Origin of the sequence: Rhodococcus mengyinensis (assembly GCF_048381435.1) — a bacterium.
Classification (GTDB): Bacteria; Actinomycetota; Actinomycetes; order Mycobacteriales; family Mycobacteriaceae; genus Rhodococcus_F; species Rhodococcus_F opacus_D.
On the sequence record NZ_JBLWIT010000109.1, the window covers coordinates 17,665 to 35,079 of the forward strand.

The 17,415-nt window shown below is 66.3% G+C and carries 17 protein-coding genes and 1 pseudogene; 1 reads left to right on the plus strand and 17 read right to left on the minus strand.

Translation table 11 applies throughout. From position 1 onward, the window contains the following. Positions 1-40 precede the first annotated feature (40 nt). The 16 genes and pseudogenes from ACNJ7E_RS22640 to ssd form a co-directional block, all read right to left on the minus strand. Complete coding sequence (locus ACNJ7E_RS22640) at positions 41-1,531, minus strand: terminase large subunit domain-containing protein (protein WP_418341024.1); 1,491 nt, start codon at positions 1,529-1,531, stop codon at positions 41-43. Further along, a complete protein-coding gene (locus tag ACNJ7E_RS22645) occupies positions 1,528-2,019 on the minus strand; it encodes a hypothetical protein (protein ID WP_418341025.1) in 492 nt (163 codons plus the stop codon). The genes ACNJ7E_RS22640 and ACNJ7E_RS22645 overlap by 4 nt, the downstream gene beginning before the upstream one ends. Before the next feature lie 64 nt (positions 2,020-2,083). Continuing rightward, a complete protein-coding gene (locus ACNJ7E_RS22650) occupies positions 2,084-2,803 on the minus strand; it encodes a hypothetical protein (RefSeq protein WP_418341026.1) in 720 nt (239 codons plus the stop codon). Then, positions 2,800-2,997, minus strand: a complete 198-nt coding sequence (locus ACNJ7E_RS22655) for a hypothetical protein (protein ID WP_418341027.1) — start codon at positions 2,995-2,997, stop codon at positions 2,800-2,802. The genes ACNJ7E_RS22650 and ACNJ7E_RS22655 overlap by 4 nt, the downstream gene beginning before the upstream one ends. Further along, a complete protein-coding gene (locus ACNJ7E_RS22660) occupies positions 2,994-3,311 on the minus strand; it encodes a hypothetical protein (RefSeq protein WP_418341028.1) in 318 nt (105 codons plus the stop codon). The genes ACNJ7E_RS22655 and ACNJ7E_RS22660 overlap by 4 nt, the downstream gene beginning before the upstream one ends. Positions 3,312-3,313: 2 nt before the next feature. After that, positions 3,314-7,012, minus strand: coding sequence for a phage tail tape measure protein (locus ACNJ7E_RS22665; protein ID WP_418341029.1), 3,699 nt, complete (start codon positions 7,010-7,012; stop codon positions 3,314-3,316). Then, a complete protein-coding gene (locus ACNJ7E_RS22670; protein ID WP_418341030.1) occupies positions 7,012-7,254 on the minus strand; it encodes a hypothetical protein in 243 nt (80 codons plus the stop codon). Before ACNJ7E_RS22670 ends, ACNJ7E_RS22665 begins: the two co-directional genes overlap by 1 nt. A 139-nt stretch (positions 7,255-7,393) precedes the next feature. Further along, positions 7,394-8,677, minus strand: a complete 1,284-nt coding sequence (locus tag ACNJ7E_RS22675; protein ID WP_418341031.1) for a DNA primase family protein — start codon at positions 8,675-8,677, stop codon at positions 7,394-7,396. Between the two features lie 44 nt (positions 8,678-8,721). Next, complete coding sequence (locus ACNJ7E_RS22680) at positions 8,722-8,928, minus strand: hypothetical protein (RefSeq protein ID WP_418341032.1); 207 nt, start codon at positions 8,926-8,928, stop codon at positions 8,722-8,724. Between the two features lie 294 nt (positions 8,929-9,222). After that, positions 9,223-9,441 carry a hypothetical protein gene (locus ACNJ7E_RS22685; RefSeq protein ID WP_418341033.1) on the minus strand — a complete coding sequence of 73 codons (219 nt, stop codon included), beginning with the start codon at positions 9,439-9,441 and terminating at the stop codon, positions 9,223-9,225. 272 nt (positions 9,442-9,713) lie between these two features. Next, a complete protein-coding gene (locus ACNJ7E_RS22690) occupies positions 9,714-11,108 on the minus strand; it encodes a recombinase family protein (protein WP_418341034.1) in 1,395 nt (464 codons plus the stop codon). After that, positions 11,026-11,289, minus strand: a complete 264-nt coding sequence (locus ACNJ7E_RS22695) for a DUF4244 domain-containing protein (protein WP_418341035.1) — start codon at positions 11,287-11,289, stop codon at positions 11,026-11,028. Before ACNJ7E_RS22695 ends, ACNJ7E_RS22690 begins: the two co-directional genes overlap by 83 nt. Before the next feature lie 57 nt (positions 11,290-11,346). Continuing rightward, a complete protein-coding gene (locus ACNJ7E_RS22700; RefSeq protein WP_418341036.1) occupies positions 11,347-11,937 on the minus strand; it encodes a type II secretion system F family protein in 591 nt (196 codons plus the stop codon). Then, positions 11,934-12,724 (minus strand): annotated as a pseudogene (locus tag ACNJ7E_RS22705) (type II secretion system F family protein). The gene ACNJ7E_RS22700 and the pseudogene ACNJ7E_RS22705 overlap by 4 nt, the downstream one beginning before the upstream one ends. Further along, positions 12,721-13,923, minus strand: a complete 1,203-nt coding sequence (locus ACNJ7E_RS22710; protein ID WP_418341037.1) for a TadA family conjugal transfer-associated ATPase — start codon at positions 13,921-13,923, stop codon at positions 12,721-12,723. The pseudogene ACNJ7E_RS22705 and the gene ACNJ7E_RS22710 overlap by 4 nt, the downstream one beginning before the upstream one ends. Continuing rightward, positions 13,920-15,005, minus strand: a complete 1,086-nt coding sequence (gene ssd, locus ACNJ7E_RS22715) for a septum site-determining protein Ssd (protein ID WP_280782894.1) — start codon at positions 15,003-15,005, stop codon at positions 13,920-13,922. The genes ACNJ7E_RS22710 and ssd overlap by 4 nt, the downstream gene beginning before the upstream one ends. Before the next feature lie 381 nt (positions 15,006-15,386). Between ssd and ACNJ7E_RS22720 the strand changes: the two genes are divergently transcribed. Next, complete coding sequence (locus ACNJ7E_RS22720) at positions 15,387-16,223, plus strand: HAD-IB family hydrolase (RefSeq protein WP_009477389.1); 837 nt, start codon at positions 15,387-15,389, stop codon at positions 16,221-16,223. A 413-nt stretch (positions 16,224-16,636) separates the two neighbouring features. Here the strand turns inward: ACNJ7E_RS22720 and ACNJ7E_RS22725 are convergent, their stop codons facing one another. Beyond that, positions 16,637-17,386, minus strand: a complete 750-nt coding sequence (locus ACNJ7E_RS22725) for an oxidoreductase (RefSeq protein WP_280782895.1) — start codon at positions 17,384-17,386, stop codon at positions 16,637-16,639. Positions 17,387-17,415: the final 29 nt, after the last annotated feature.

Genomic DNA, 17,415 nt, shown 5'->3' on the forward strand with positions numbered 1-17,415 from the left:
AGTTCCTTGCGGCTTGGGTGGGTCGGGCGCGGGGTGCGGGTCACCACTGTTCGGTGTCTTTGGATTGGCGCTTGCTTCGCAGCGCTGCGGGGAGGTTCCAGGTTCTGGGGTTCTGCCGGATAGTGGTGCCGTTTCCGGTGGTGAGCAGTTCCCCTTGATCGCTGCGATTGCCGAGCCATTGCTCTTGGCGGTGGGCGCGTGCGTGGATGTTGACTGTCGAGACGGCTTGCATGAGCGACATTGCGTAGTCGTCGTGTCCAAGGTTGTCGGGGACGGCGATGCTCATGAGTCCGCTGTCGGTGTTCTCGTACTCGAGGGCGTTAAGCTGGCGGAGGAGGTCGGGGTGTTCGGGGAGGACGAGTCGGCCTTGTTGGAGCAATACCTTGATGGCACCGAACCCGTTCATTTTGCGTTGTTGTGTTGTGGCCACCCCTGATACGCGGGTGTTGTGCTGCATGCGGTGGCGCTCGCGGCGAATGGCCTGTCTGAGGGATTCGGTGGCGAACTGGCCGATGCCGTTCTCTTCGGAGACCAGTTGGAGGATGTCGTATTCGGTGGCGACGTCGACGATGCGGCCGATGAACACGTCGGAGTTGGTGTTGTAGTGGGCTTCGAGGTGGGGAACGTAGAACACGGGGTTGGCGTCGTGGTGCCGGTTTTCTGATGCATCGTCGAGAACACCGAGGAGGACGAGGCAGTTGGCGTCGTGCTTGAATCCCCAGTCGATGCCGCCGGCGGTGAGTTGGTGGCGGGGGCGGAGCTTGGTGAGGTCGGAGTCGTCTGAGGTGTAGGTGTATGCGGCTTTGGCGTTGTCGAGTTCGTCGCTGGTGAAGTAGGCGCCGCTTTCGTCGGTCCATTCGGCCATGATTTCGCGGGCGAACTTGTGCGCCGGCCACGTTTCGCGCCACCGTTCGATGAGGGCTTTGTCTGCGAGCGGCGACACGGATGACGGCCAGTGCCAGGCTGCAACGTCGGGGTCTGCGCCGGTCATGCCGCGCTGCCACATCTGCCTGAAGAAGTGGTCCTTGCTGCCCCAGGGGCTCGAGGAGAGGATGACACGGCTGCCGGGGCGGGCGACGATGGCGGGTTCGGCGGCTTCCCAGATTTCGGGGGAGATGAAGCCCGCTTCGTCGACGATGAGGAGGTCAACGGACCAGCCGCGAATCTGTTTGTCGGAGGCGGGGACGGAGAGGATGCGGCTGCCGTTGCTGAGCACGATGGAGTTGGTGGTGTCGCTCATGACGGAGCCCTTGAGCAGCGGGGCGGCGTTGGCCATCGCGGCACAGTCTGCGAGGAGCCTCTTGGACGCCTCCTCGCCGGCTGAGACGACCAGGACGAGTGCGTTGCGCTTGGTGTACGCCTCATGCAGTGCGCATACCGCGAGCAGACGGCTCTTGCCCACCTGCCTCCCGGATGCCGTCGAGCGGTAGCGGGCTGGGGACTCGGCGAACTCGATCTGGTGGGGCCACAGGGGTTCTTCGAGGAGGCGGGCGGCGAAGTCGGTGACGGTGGTGGAGGCTGCGGTGGTCATGCATCGCCTTTCTCGGCGGCTTCGCGTTCTGCGGTGAGGATTTGGGCGGCGTCGAGCTTGGTGGCGGTGAGGTCCTTGCCGAGCTTGGCGCGGCTGAGGGGGTCGAACCCGAGTCGGGCGGAGACCTTGGAGGCGTGCGCTTGCAGGCGGAGGAGGTGGTTGGCCGCACCCCGGACGCTGCCGTCATCGGCGATGTCGCCGCCGTTCTCGTCGAGCCATGCCTCAATCCGCTCGATCTTGGCGGTGGTGCGAGCCCAGTCGAGCAGTGTTTCGCGGTAGCTGGGATCGCGCAGGTAGGGCAGTTCTTCGAGTTGGGCGTTGGCGATTTCGGCTGCGAGTGGTGCGATGACGCGTTCGGAGTGTGCGCCGTGCCGTTGCCCGACGGTGTTACCGGCCTTGAACGGCTCATAGGAGTACCCGCGGGCCGCACCGTGGGTGGTGGCGACGGTTCCGTCTTTGCGGGTGAGGGTCTGGGGTTCGTTTGTCATGCGCCCTCCTGGGGCTGTACCGGGCGCCACCGTCTTGATGGCGCCCGGTTGCGACGTGCTGGGGTCAGGCTGCGGGGCGCTCTCCAGCGATCACGTTGCCGTCCGCATCTTCGGTCCAAGACCCCTTCTTGTACGGGTCGCCACCCGGCCAGGTCGCCAGCAGCGTCCGCGCAGCGGTGAGAATGCTGTCGCCGGCACCGAAGCTGCCGAGATTCAAGCGGTTCTCGAGCGACTTGGAGTACGGCATGGGCAGGCCCTTGTGGCGACGGGCAACGTCCTGCACTGCGTGACCGACGAGGACACCTTCGGCACCCTCAAGGGTGTTGTGGGACTCCCCTGCGACACGAACGGACTTGATCTGACCGTGCACGATGCCGAAGGTGTTGTCGGCGTCGAAGTGCTCGAGAGGCTCAGAGTTCCGGTCGAGCTGGGGCCGAACACCTCCGCGGTCGAGGGTGCGACCCGCGGAGGTGATTGCCTCGTTGTAGTCGGCAATCCCTCTGACGAGATTCTCCAGCGCACGATCCGCCTTCAGCCAGAGCGTGACGATTTCACTTTCGCTGCGACCTTCGAGGAGTGCTGCGGCTTCAGCCTTGGCTGCTTCGCGGCGTTCGGCTGCAGTCTTCGCTGCCTCTTCGGCTTCGCGGATGCGTGCACCTTCGGCGGCGAGTTCTTCGATGCGGACTGCGGCCTGGGCGGCGGCGAGATCTGCGGCGGTGACCTTCTCGCCGGCGACAGCCTTGGCTTCGAGTGCGGACAGCTTCTGGGAGGCAGTGGTGTTCATTCGGATTCCTTTGCAGTGGTGGTGTTTTCGTTGTTTTCGGCAAAGATGCCACGGGCTTCAATGACGCGGCCAGTGGCCGGCGGGAAGTGCCGGTGTCGGTAGGCGTGGCGGTAGCCGTCGACGCCGGTGGCGTTCTCGTCCGGCTGGTCGTTGCGCCGGCGGAACCTGTCGGGTCCTTCGGGGGTGAGGGTCACGATTTCTCCTGGTCGTGGTTGAGGTCGCGGAGGCGGGCCTGGACGACTCCGTCAATGAGGTCGAGCCACCCGCGGATTGCCTCGAGGTCACCGGTTTCGGCGGCCTTGCGAGCCCCGGCGATGTCCGGCTGGAGGTCTTCGAGCTGGTCGCGGACCGCTACACGGGACGCATGTGACATGTACGGCACTTCCTTCTGGAGTCGTTGGCGGATAGTGACGCGGAGGCTGGCGTTCTCTTCGCGCAGGTCACGGATGATTTTCTGGCCGAACCAGGGCAGGTCACGGACGTTGCCGGGGTAGGTCCTTCGGGTCACTTCTAGATTCCTGTCTGCATGAAGGGGAGGCGGGACGGGTCCATCGCTTCGTCGACCAGGCTCTTGGGGTCGTCGGCGGTGATCTCGGCGTGCTCGATGTTCACCGCGGGCTGGGGCTGGATCTTCTTCGCCAGTTCCTCGAGGACTTTGTCCAAGCCGGGAATACTCGTGTTGGAGGTGTTGAAGTTGCCGGTGAAGCCGTTCTCGTCGAACCCGGATGCGACTGCGAGGGCTGCACCTGCGGTGAAGCCGGCCAACTGTTGCGCCTGGTCCCGCGCCTTCAACAGGCGGGTGTCCCGCAACGGGGTAGCCAGCGACGATGGGGCGTTGCCCTTCGCTGTGATCGCCTTCCACGACTCGGCGGTGTGATCATTCGCGCCGCTGACGCCACCGAAACCACCATCGACGTACGCCGTGAGGGCATATCCGAACTGGTCGGCAACCCGCTTGAGCAGGGCAACGGAGCGGTCCCGCTTGTTCGCCCCCAGTGGGATGTACGCCTCTCCCCCGGTCTCAGGTTCCGCCCACACCCGCATGTCGCCAGCGTTGGCGATCTGCGCGGCATGGTTCTCAATGCCACCGTTGGCGAAGAACTTCGCGCCGATAGCCGCGGCAAGGCTGCCACGTCCCGCACCAGTGCTGATGTCATGCGTTGCCGTGTTGGCTTCGGGCTGTGGCGTCGGCGCAGGCGTCGAGGACTTCGGTGCTGCCGGTGACGAACCGCCAGGCCAGTTGGTGACAAACACCCGCTGCCCATCCGTCGTTCCGGACGACTGCGAGGGAACCGGGACAGACGAACCACTCTCGACCGGTGGCGCATCAGCACGAAGCACGCGTTCCGTCGAGGGATCATTGCCGCCGGACGCACCGGGCCAGTGCCAGACCTCGGGGAAGTCGAGGGCGCCGTCTGCTGTGCCGCCCCACTGGATGCCGTTGCTGCCGTCGGATTCAACGTTGGTGCCGTAGAGGGTGCCGGCCATGTGGCCGTTCTCTCCCACCCCACCGTTCGTGCCGATCGAGAACCCGTTCGGGTCATATCCGGGCTTCCACCCCATCGACGCGAAGTCGGAACCGGTGACGAAACGGACGTTCTGCCCTGTGGCGGCGTTGAATCCCGCTGACAGCAACCCGGAGCAGTCGAGGGCGCCGTACACGTACGGTTCCCCATCGTGCGCCTGGAAGAACTCCGCCGCGGCCTGCCCGTCGAAGCCACCACCGGTGATTCCACCGTCAGCCATTGCGATCAGGTTCATCCCGAACCGCTCGGCGACGTCCGACAGAATGCTCACGGACCGGCCGCGCTTGCTGGGTGCGAGAGGGATGTACGCCTCACCACCCGTTTCCGGTTCGGCGAACACACGCCACGCACCAGCCGGGGCGATATGCGCGGTGTGATCCTCGTACACGGCGCCGTCGGCGTTGGTGAACACCGGCGCCACTGGGCCTTGCTGACCCGACCTGTTGAACGCTCTCTGGGCGTTCGCCCAGGCCTGCTGGTCAATGACCGGGGTCACCGTCACGTTCGTGTTGCGGGGCTGATGAATCCAGTCATCAATGATCTGTTGCCCGGCTGCCGTGTCGGCGTACACCTCAACGGTGCCGTCTTCCAGGGTGCGGGTCTTCAGGTTCAATCCCTCGAGGCGTGCGATGGCTTCCGGGCTCGTGTCCGTGATGTGAATGTTCTTGCCATCCGGGACGGCGTTCACACCCTCACCGAGGGCGCGCATCATCAGTTCGGTGTTCTGTGCGGCCTGCCCTGCGGCGGCCACATCGTCCCGCATCCCCTGAATCACTGGGCGGCCGGCGTCGATGGTGTCCGCTAGGCTCCTGGCCTGATCAGCGGCGTTATCCATCTCAGTGCCGTAGAACTTCGCACCGTTTCCGACCGCTTCCATCGCCTTGCCAGCGTCTTCGAAGCCGGGGATGTTCTGCAGGAATCCGCCCACGGTCGACGCCAGTGAGCCGAGCGCCTGGAGTGCCTTGCCGACGGTGTTTCCGATTCCCTCCTGCATGAATGCGAGGGCCCGCAGAGTGCCAGAGGAGAACGCCATCATGCCGTCAAGGCATGTGAGCGCACCGGTGGCGAGATCGGTGAAGAACCCGATGATTTCCGGCTTATGGGCCGCGATCCAGTCCGCACCCTCCTGGAGTTTCGGACCGAACGCTTCCGCCAATGCCAGCTTGATCGAATCGGCAGAGACGATGATGGAGTTCTTCGCCTCGGTGAACGCCGCCGCAGTGTTCGACGACATCGTGTCGCCGGCCTTCTTTGTTGCGCCTTCGACGTTGCCAAACTGCTGAACAGCGGTGTCGAGATTCAGCGCAAATGCTGCACCCTGGATGTCCTCAAATTTTGTGCCGAACAGGGCAAGGGCTGCGGCGTTCTTCTCGGTCGGGTTGGTGATTGCCTGCAGTCCGCGCAATGCGTCAGCCATTGCATTGCGGGAGGCAACGCCGCCCTCGTTCATTGCGGCGCCCCACGCCTCAGCGTTCAGGTTGAGCTTGTCGAACCCGACCGCGGCGGCGGCAGTGCCGTCCGTTGCGCGGAGTTTGAATTCCTTCAACGCGTCGATGACGACGTCGGTGTCGCGTGCACCGGCCTTGACGCCCTGCGAGACCAGTGCCCACCCCTCGGTGCCCTCGAGCCCAAGAGCGCGCAACTGGGTGGAGTACTCAACCTGGGAATCGAGAAGGTCCTCGGAAACGTTGAGGCTGCCCTGCGCCGACTTCGTGAGGAGGTCGAACGCTTCAGTGCCGTCCTTGGCGATCCCATTCTTAATGGACTGGCCGGCGGCCCTCGCCACAGCCGGAACCTCTTCGCCCATGATGCTGGAGACGATGTTCAGTTGGTCGATCGTTTCCTTCATGACCGACGTGTCTTCTTCGCCGGTGAGGAGACCCGACTGGATGGCTGCGCGGACGCCGTCCATGTTCGCGGCAACGGACTCGCCCCAGCCGTTGGAGAACGACATCCCGGACGCCTCACCGATGCGGCGGGTGGTCTCCTCGTCGATGCCCAACTTCGCCTGGATGAGGTCGAGGTTCGCCTCTTGCTCCATGCCATCTGCAATGGCGTCGGCCAGGACTGCACCCGCGGCGATGCCAACCACCGCAATGCCGGCGAGGGCCATGCCAATCGGACCGGCCTTCGTGCCGAGCGAGGAGACCCGACCGCCGAAGGAACCGAGGAACCCGCCACCCGCGCTGTGCCCCGCACCCTCCGCCAGGCCCCCAGCGCGCTCCAGAGCGCCGCTCATGCGGTCGGTGATACCGGAACCTAGCCCGGAGCCGATGCCCTCTCCTGCGCCGCGTGATTCGCGCTGCAGGTTGCCGAGTTCCTGCTGAGCCCGCTGCAGTTCACGCACCAGGCTGTTGTTCATGCCGATGTTGTTGGTGGCCGTGGATGCCTGGCGGGCCTCACGCTGCAGGGCGCTCATCCGTGTCGCCGCCTGCTGGGCATCACGGTCCAGGGTCCTGTTCAGTTGGATGTTCTGGGCCGCACGTCGCGCGCTCTCAGCGGAGTCGCCGACGGAGTCCAGCCCTGTTGATGCCTGCGTGGCACCCTGGCGGACACCGCGCATGGCCTGGTCGGCGGTCTGACGGAGGCTCGTGAACCTGCGCTCGCTCTCACGAACCTTGGCCTCGAAGCGGTCGGTGTCGAGGGAGAGTTCGGCGAAGATCTCGCCGACCTTGGTGGACATCAGGAGACCGCCTGCATGATGGTGTCGAGATCCATTCCTACGGCCTTGATTCCGCCGCCCAGTGCGCCGACCGCGAGGGTGAGGAGTGCGGCACGTTCGTCGGTGTCGAGTGCTTCGATGCGGGTTTCGACCTCGTCGCCGTCGTCGACCATGCTGGCGGAGATGAGCTGAACCAAGTCGAGGAACAGATCGACCGCTTCGGGGGGCATGAACTCGCGGACGTTCGGGGGTTTACGTGTCATTGGGAAATACTCCTGAGGAGGGGATTAACTGCTCTGACCTGCGGAGAGTTAACGGAGTTAACGGCGAAAGGTATGAGCACAGATTGTTTTCTCGCATGGGGGGAACACTTTCGGAATTAACCCCATTAACTTTTCGGGCTCAGTCGTCGTCGGCTGCGGCGAGTACCAGGCCATGGACGTACACCTGATTTCCGGCGCCGTTGGCTACGGTGAAGCCCTTCGATTCGAGTTCGGACCGGAAGTCAGGCTTGGCGATCGGCGGGAGCCCCTGCGATGCTGCCCAGGAGGAAAACGCCTCGTAGATCTTGCCGTATTTGAACTTCGCTGCCCGATGACAGCACTCGGTGATGAACCTGCCCACCGCGTCGCTGTCCGCTCGATACTCCGAGGTCGCCGCAGTGACAGCCTCGGGAGGGTTGAGCCCATCACGCTTGTACTGAACCCACCCTTCAACAGCCCAGGTGAGGATTGCATCTACGTCCGCTTCGAGCTTCTGCGGTAGCAGTGGGTCGCGCTTCTCCGGCGGGATCACGACGTCGAACGGCACAACCAGCAGGCGCGCCCACAACGCCGGGTCGTCACCAGAGATCTTCGGCAGGAAGTTGGTCACCAACGCCGCCGTGTGGCTCGGGTCGAACTCGACGAAGTCCTGTCTCATGCGCCGGGCACGGATCTTGTCTCCGCCGGTCAGGCGCTTTACCGTCGCCTCCGCGAGCTTTCGGCCCTTGTCGGACTCGGAGATCACTACCCAGCGAACTCCCATGAGATCCATCTGTCCTGTTGGGTGAGCGCCCTCGCGGTGCATCAGCAGGTCAGGTTCGGCAACCGTCGCGTAGTCGCCGAGCGCGTGTCCCAGGGCGCCGTATGCGACGCCTTTCCCGTTGCGGCCGGCGCCGGTCATGATGCAAAGCTTGTGCTCGAGGACTCGGCCCGCGAGGGCTGAGCCGACATACCCCTGCAGGAACGTGCGCACCTCCACCTTCGGCAACGACGTTTCCAGGAAGTTCGTCCAGGTCTCGGACCGCGCCCTTGGCTGGTACGCAGCCCTGGTCACCTTCGTGATGCGGTCGGCCGGATCGTGCGGCCACAGCGTCATCGAATGCAGATTGAGGGTGCCGTTTGCGCAGTTCAACAGGTACGGGTCGGGGTCGAGGTCACCCACCTCAAAGGCGAATTCCTCTAGGGCGGAAGCGATTTCGAGGACACCAGCAATTCCCGTTGCCGACTCGCACCGTGCTACGTCCTTGCGGAGGGTAGCATCGGTCAGCGACTCCGCCAACGCTCGGCGCAGTTCCCGGAGGACTGCACGCTTCGCGTAACCCTTCGTGTCGGGCGTCCATCGAGTGCCGTCGTAGCGGTACCAGCCGACCTGCGAGACGAACATCAGCCTCGAAGCGTGCTGCTCGGCCAGTCGGTAGGCCATTCGAACCTGTCCGCGGTGCACCAGTTCTGGTGCTGCGTCCACGGTCACGCTGCGGCCGAGTCGGGGAAGTCCTCAATGGCTCCCCCGGCAGCCTTGATCCGCTCCGCGAGTTCACGCTCGCCTGGCCGGTTCCGCTTCCACAAGGCCCGAACGTCGTCGATCTTCCACAGTCCGGGGAACTCGCCGCGGTCGAGTAGCGCCTTCGCCGCCCGTGCCATCAGGTCAAGCTCTGCCCCGCTGGGCTTTGGCATGGGCTTGCGGTTCGCAGGGTATCGCCATGAGGTCGTGAAACGGGGATCGGATGCGGCGGCTTTGTGCCGGCAGATCCAAGGATCGGAGCACCCGCATTCATCGTATGGGGGAAGGCGGCGCGATGCCTGAATGCGTTGTCGCGCTTGCACACGTCGCTCATGTGCCGTAGGGTCGGGTACATCGTCATTAGGGGCCATGCTCCGGCCTCTCTGATAGCAGTTTCGGAACGGTCACTCATTCGCGGGCAAGGCGAATCGGTGGCCGTTTCTGGTATGTAGCCGTAACGCGGCGGTTTACGCTGCAGTACGCAGTAGCGCAGTGATGCGGGCTATCTGTTCTGGACGTAGGGGCGGCGCCTTTTCCACAATCTCCTCGACACGGAGTGCGATCCGGTGGGCAACGAGGTTCTGTTCCTTCTCGAGGATGACCTCGGGGGCATGGTTGTGGCGCTTCGCCATTCCGTACTCTCCGGCGGCCTTACGCATTTCCACACTGGTGGAGTTGATGCTCATCGGTATCCTTGTGGCGAGGGGGTTGACAGATCCGAATCTCTGTGATTCATGTTTAGGACCTTACACCTTGTGGGTAGCACCCAAGCCACTACTCGAGACGAAATCTCGCACATTACAACATGTTTCGTGTTCTCAAACCTTGCGGCGATGTCATCCCTAGTTCACTCAAGGGCATCCCGTGACACTCGGGGACACGCGGAGGATGACGGAAGAATTGGCCGAAAAAAAACTGGCCCCGATCACCGAATCGGGGCCAGTAGCGATCGAGAAACTTACAGCTTCCATTCAATCTGGACTCGACCTACGTCCAGGCCCCCGCCCTTCGGCCGCTGACCGCTCCCGATAGGCAGGACTACGACGCTCATCAACTGGCTGATCACCTTGCCCCGCACATCAGGCGACAGACCACCCCACACCGCCCGCAGGTCATCCCCCGCTAGCACGAGATCGGCCAGGGGGGACGACTGCCTTGCCGCGGACAACTTCCCATCAATGCCGTCGATCTTCGCTTGCAGATCCGCACTTCCGGCCTTCAATTGGATACCGTCAATCGCGCCACTCGCGAAGAGCGTCGCCAACTCCTTCTTCCGAGCCTGCAACCCGTCGCGCTCCGTCTGCAATGCCACTACATCAACCCCCTTGCCGCGATCCAAGATCAACGCGGCGGCGTCCTCGCGGGACAGCCGGGCGACCACGACCTGATCTATGAACTCATCCAGCGGTTCCTTGCGCTGCGAAAGGTGAGGCGAGGCCGCGCACCGATACGACTTGTAGGACTCGGCCCGCCCTCCGCGCATCGTGAACACCTTCATCGCCCCCCCACATTTTCCGCACCGGTAGATCCCCGCGCCCTGGTGTACCCGCTCATAGGATGTGCTCACGCGCCTAGACGGGTCCGCGATGACAGCACGAACGGCATGGAGAGTATCGGCGTCAAAGATGGCAGGCCAGAGGGCCGGACCGATGATCTTCCCGCCCTGCTCCACCAGCCCTGCATTGCGAGCACGCGTCAGCACCTTCCGCAAGCCGGTCACAGTCCACGTATCCCTGCCCCGCGCCGTCTTTATGCCGGCATCCATCCACTGCCGGGTGATCGACATCAGGGACACCCCACGCAGCATCCGGTCGGCGGCGTCACGGAGTGCGTCAGCCTCCACAGGCTCGAGTTCCATGCCGCCGGCCTTGTACCCAAACGGCCGGGGTCCACCCCGGAACTTTCCGTCCAGTGCCATTTGGTTCTTGGCGCGCTTCTGTCGTTCCGCGCTGTGTTCAACCTCGTGGCGGGCGACCACACCCAACAGGCGCGCAGTCATGCGTCCGCTAGGTGTGGCCAGGTCGATATGCCCGCTCTTCACGAGACGAACTTCAACCGAGTGCGCTGAAATGGTGTCGATGAACCGCTCGAGTTCTACCGGGCTACGGTGCAGGCGGTCGGAATGCCAGGCCACGATTCCGTCAACGCTGCCCCGTTCGATGTGGTCCAGCATCTCCTCGTACGCGGGCCTGACTCGCCCCGAGTAGGCGCTCACGTCGTTATCGACGAAGACCCGTGCGACGTTCCAGCCCAGAGAATCCGCGAGTGCCCTACAGTCGGATTCCTGACGCTGAACGCCAAGACCTGCGCCTTCCCGGTCCTGAGAGATTCGGCAGTAGACCACACATTCCATGAATTGACAGTACCAGTTGACATACCGTGACGACCGAATACAGCACGGCGCCGAAGGCCGCGGCCGCGATGGTGCCGATGGCGTACTCCGCCGTCGACATGCCGTCCTCGTCCGTCGCGAGCAGCGTCAAGCGAGCGGTCAATGCTCGAACTTCCGCCAAGCCCCGGATTCCGTGTCCCATGGTGTTCCCCCTTCAGAGTGTCCGGCGCAGCGGTTCTGCGCCGGAAGTGTCGATGTGTCACAACAGCCCGCCGTCCAGCACCCGCGAGGCAAGCCCGACGACGACCGGGATGATGCCGAGGCAGATGAATGCCGGCAGGAAGCACAGCCCGAGTGGGCCACTGATGAGCACGCCTGCGCGTTCGGCCGACGCCGCCGCCAGATGCTCGACCTGGATCCGGCCGTCGGCGGCGAGTTCCGTCATGGAACCGGCGAGCGACGATCCCGATGCGGCCGACCGGCGCGCCATGCGGGCAAGGGATTCGGTGGCCGGGTCCGACGCGGCCGCCTCCCACGCGGTCGCCGCATCCGCCCCCAGCGACAGCAGGTCCGCGGCGCGGCGCAGCGATTCCGCCAGCGGCGCCGGCGCCGTCCGCGACACGGCCTGCGCCGCGGTCGCGACGGGCAGTCCGGCGCGCAGACACGCTGCCAGGAGGTCGAAGGTCGCGGCGGTCGCGAGCGGGTCCTCGCGGCGCGTGGTGTCGTCGACCGCGGACGCCGCATCACCCGGGCCGCGACCGCCGTTGCCGCGCAGTCGCTGTACCGGCGCTCTGGGTGCGGGCAGCACCAGCACGGCGCCGGCGAGGAGAAGTACCGCGCACCAGATCATCCCGTCACACGTCCGGTGATCCGGTCGGTCCACAACAGGCCCGCGCACACCAGCCCCGCACCGAGCAGCAACAGGATTCCGCCCACACCACCGCCGAACAGCACCGTCAGAGGGGCCGCCTCCATCATCTGGCCGAGACCGACACCCAGCAGCGGCAGCCCGGCGAGTACGGTCGCCGTCGCCCTCGCGCCGGCCAGCGAGGCCTCCGTTCGCTGACGGAAGCGGCTGCGTCCCAACAGGTCCGTCCGTGCCGCCTCGAGCAGTTCCGCCAGTGCGAGACCGTGCGCGTCGGCCACCGCCCAGATATCGGCGATCCGCCCCAACTCGGTCCGACACGGGAGTCCGCGATCCGGAACCCGTCCGCGGCCGATCCTCCGAGCCGCGAGCGCGCCGACGCGGCCCGGAATGCCGCCGCCACACTGCCTGCCGACTCGTCGGCCGCCGTCTGGCATGCGGCAGCCGGATGGGCACCCACCCGAAGTTCCGCCGTCACCACCTCGAGACTCGACAGTACGACACGTAGATCGGCATCCTTCGCTTTCGCCGCCCTGCGTCGCGCCGACCTGAAACGCACAGTTGCACAGACGGTCGTCGCGGCGAGGACCGCGTAGAGCCCGCCCACTTCGTACACGATCGGAATGCCGGCGAGTGCCGCCGGAACCACCCAGGGCAGACGCAACCGGCGACGGGGACCTTCCCTGCCCGTCACCGCGAGCAACCGGGGCCGCGATCTCGCGGACGGCACCGCCAGCACTGCGCAGGCGAGGACCACCAGACCGGCGATCACGACGGCACCACCGTCCCCGAGTCCACCGGTCCACGCCGAGAACACAAGTGGCGGAGCCGGTCCACCGCCGGACCCTCACCGGTGTCGTGGCTCCAGGCGGGCACGATCGTGACGCGCCCGTGTTCGTCGCGAGTGACGACACCGATCTGCGTCAGCCGCCGCGCCCCGCTCGACGACCGGTGGACGTGCAGGACCACCTGCACGGCGGCGGCCAGTTGACTGTGCAGCGCGGCGCGGTCCATTCCGCCCAGTGCCGCAAGCGCTTCGAGCCGTGCCGGAACCTCCTCGGGCGAGTTGGCGTGCACCGTTCCGGCACCGCCGTCGTGACCTGTGTTGAGCGCCGTCAGCAGGTCGACGACCTCGGCGCCGCGAACCTCGCCGACGACGATCCGGTCGGGTCGCATACGCAGTGATTGCCGGACGAGGTCCCGGACGGTGACCTCACCCACGCCCTCGACGTTGGGTGCCCTGGCCACGAGCCGGACCACGTGCGGGTGCGTCGGCGCCAACTCCGCGGCATCCTCCACGCACACGATCCGTTCCGCCGGGTCCACCGCCCCCAGCAATGCGGCCAGTAGCGTGGTCTTGCCTGCGCCGGTGCCGCCGGTGACCAGGAAGGCGAGCCGTGCCTGCACGATCGTCATCAGCAGGTCGTGGGCCGCCGCGGCCACGGTACCGCCCGCGACGAGCGCGCCGAGCCCCTGGGTGGCCGGGCGCAGCACCCGCAGCGACAGGCAGGTACCGCCCTGGGCCACGGGAGCGAGGACGGCATGCAGCCGCACACCGAACGAACCGTTCCCGACGTCCCTCAACCTTCCGTCGACCCACGGCTGAGCGTCGTCGAGGCGGCGTCCGGCGGACAGCGCGAGCCGCTGCGCGAGCCGGCGCACCGCCGCCTCGTCCGTGAACCGGACGGCTGCGCGTTCGAGCCCACGCCCTCGATCTACCCACACACGGTCGGGCGCGGTGACGAGCACGTCCGCGACTCCCGGTTCCGTCAGCAACGACTCGAGTGGGCCGGCGCCGGTGAGTTCGGTCATGAGCACCCGCAGCGCCCCGAGCAGATCGGTGTCGCCGAGCACGCCACCGGACTCGGTGCGGATGGCGGCGGCGACCGTCGCCGGCGTCGGCTCGCCGGACGTGTGCGCGAGACGTTCGCGCACCCGGTCGAGGAGATCTTGTGTGACGAGGGAACTCATGCCGCCCACTCCCGCGACCGCGGTCTGCTGCCGACCGTGTCGAGGACCGCCTCGGCCGCGGCGCCCAGCGGGGAGCGCCTGCCCGGCCTCAGTCCGCCGTGTTCGAGCATTCCGGTGAGCGCCCGCTCGGCGCGCATCGACGCGATCAGCGGCAGGTCGAGAACCTCCGCGACGTCCGCGCCGCGGAGCCCACCGGGTGCCGGGCCGCGAACCACGAGTCCCTGGTTGGGATTCCTCTCGGTGATCCACTGCGACACCTTCCCCGCGGCGATGCAGGCCCGGACGGTCGCGGGCACGACGAGAACCACCAGATCGGCGAGTTCGAGGACGGTTTCCGTGACCGGGCCGGGGAACCGCGACACGTCGCACACGACCAGATCGCCGGCATGGCGCCCGGCATCGGTGACCGCACGGACCGCGGCCGCTGTCGGTCCGGCGCCGTGCCCCGTCCTGCTGCAGGCGAGCACCCGCAGCCGCTCGCCGCGGGCGGGGAGGGCGTCCCGGAGCGCGCCCGAGGAGATCCGGCCGCCCTCGATCGACAGACCCGACCATCGCAGTCCGGGCACGTCCTCGATGCCCAGCAGTACGTCGAGGCCGGACCCCCACGAGTCGGTGTCGAGCAGAAGGGCCGGCTGCGGCCGCGACGCAGCGGTGAGGGCTGTGGCCGCCGCCAGCGTGGAGGCGCCCGCACCGCCGCATCCGCCGACGACGGCGACGACGGTGCCGTCCGCGTCGGGACGCTGGGGTTGCTCGCCGAGCACGGCGACCAGCGCGGACTCGTCCTCGGGTACCGCGAGCACGTGTTCCGCCCCGACCGCGGTGGCGATCCGCCACTCGTCGATGCCCGGCGGCCCGTCGCACAGCAGCACCACCCGGCGCCGGCGTGGGAGCCGGTTGCGGCACGCGGCGGCTGCGCGCGCGTCGAGCACGACGATCGGGGCGCTTCCCCAGACGTGCCGGGCGTCGGCGACGTCGACCTCGTTCAGCGCCCGGTCGGCCGCTGCCGCCACGCGCCTGATGCTGTGCAGCAATGCCGGGTCGTCGACCAGAACCAGCACTTCACCCCCGCCTTCTGCGTCCATGCAGCGAGCGTGCCCGCTGCCGGACACTGCCGGAAGGGGCTCGGCTCGAACTGTGGACAACTTCGGCCCTGTGGATAGAAACTGGTACCAGCGCACCAATTTCAAGGGTTCGAGCCGAGGAGTGCGGCAGACCCGCCGCAGACAGAGGACGACCCTCGCCAGGGGGGGAGGAGGCGAGGGTCGTCAGTGTTCAGCCCCGGGGGGTCGGGCTGAACATCGTCCGGATCAAATCCGGACATCAGCAATACTACACCTCCCCCGATCAGTATTTGCAAGTTCAACTGTTGAACGTTCCGTCGTGTCGATAGTGCCGAAAGACCCTTCCTCCGCCCCTTCGTACGAGCCCCCACCCCACTCGAAGTCCGCATATCCTTGGAAATTGTGACCGCGAAGCCACAGAGAAGTGCCAAGACAGGTCGACACACCGAGACAGGTCGGGTTGCCGCATTCTTCGACCTCGACAAGACGATCATCGCGAAATCCAGCACCCTCGCGTTCAGCAGACCGTTCTTCGACCAGGGCCTGATCAACCGCCGATCGGTTCTCAAGAGCAGTTACGCGCAGTTTCTGTTCCTGCTGTCGGGCGCGGACCACGATCAGATGGAGCGGATGCGCGCCTACCTCACGAGCATGTGCGCGGGCTGGAACGTGGACCAGGTCCGGTCGGTGGTCGCCGAAACCCTCCACGACATCGTGGACCCTCTGGTGTTCGCGGAGGCCGCCGACCTCATCGCGGACCACAAGTTGCGGGGCCACGACGTCATCGTGGTGTCGGCGTCGGGCGAGGAGGTGGTGGCGCCGATCGCCGAAGCTCTCGGGGCCACGCGCAGCACCGCCACCCGCATGGCGGTCGCGGACGGGCTCTACACCGGCGAGGTGGAGTTCTACTGCTACGGCGAAGGCAAAGTGGACGCGATGCGGCAACTGGCCGACGAATACCACTACGACCTGTCGGCATGCTACGCCTACTCCGACTCCGTGACCGATCTCCCGATGCTGACCGCCGTCGGCCACCCGACGGCGGTCAACCCGGACCGGGCTTTGCGGAAGGCTGCGGCCGGAAACGGTTGGCCCATATTGACTTTCTCCAATCCGGTCTCCCTCCGGGCACGACTCCAGGCGCCGTCCGCGACCACCGTCGTGACCACGGCGGCGGTGAGCGTCGGGGCCCTGGTCGCGGGCGCATTCACGTATGGAGTGTTGCGCCGCAAGCGCTGACCGCCGCAACCCGCGACACGGTCACAAACCGAATTTGATACTTGCTGTGAGGGGGGTCACGGGGTACAAAGGAGTTACGGAAGAACGGAAGGCCAAGGTCGACCCAGAAGAGAAGGATCGATCTCCCGACCAGGATTCCCAGCACGGGCACTAGGTACCCACGCGAAGCATAAGCCACTATAAGGGCAGAAGCGTTGTGGGCCTGCGAGACTCGAGTCTTCACCGGCAAGGACCCTGCACAGGTTGCAAGGACGACCCGACGATATTCGGACTCTCGCCGAGGCCACCCACACAACCCACCTTGCACGCTTGGTAACCGGTTGTCCGTGCTAACGGGCGGCGAAGTCGACACCAGTCGGCAGCGCCGCCCGTTTCACATGTTCGGGAACTTGTTGCAGCGCAGGGTATTTCGACTAATTCGTCGCGGCCTCCGCGATCGACGTGGCCTCCCGGGCTCCGGCCTCCAGAGCGCCACAGCAGAGGACGACCCAGCTGCCGACACCCTCCGGCTCGCCCGACGCGAACGCGGCCGCCCCGTTGCGGTACGCCTGCTGCCGGCGCAACCAGCTGACCTCCGGGACCCCGAGATTGTGGGGATCGAGCCCGCTCGCCACGGAAACCAGGCGTGACGCGGCGCGCGCGACGATACCGTCGCCGACCCCGAACGGCTTCAGCGTCAACAATTCCCCGTGCACCACGGCCGCCAGAACCGGCGCGGGCGCAGCCGTTCCCCCCGTCACGAGCTGGGCGAGACCGTCGAGCCGCTCCGCGACGCCGGACCCGGCACGCGGCCTGCCGAGCAATTCCTGATCCTCCACGAGGTCGGCCGCGGCCAGCAGATGAAGCCGCGCGAGGGCCTGCAGCGGTGCCCGCTGCCAGGTGGACTGCAGAAGTGTGAGGGCGTCACCGTCGAGGGCCTGCCCGACCCGCAGCGCCCCCGACAGAATCGGGTCGCCTGCCTCGCCGGGCGCGGGCAACTCGGTGCTGCCGCCGTCCAGCGACGCCGAGGCGCGGGCCGCCCGGACCGCCGCCTCGGCCGCCGTAGTCGGCCAGCCGCGCCGGTTGGTCTTGTGGCGGTGAACCGCACCGAGCGCGTCGCGCGCACGGTCCGCGGCTTCGCGGACGCCGGGAAGGTCGACGAGGGGCTGCAACGGGTCGCTCACGTACCGGAACGCTACCCGGCGCCGTCCCG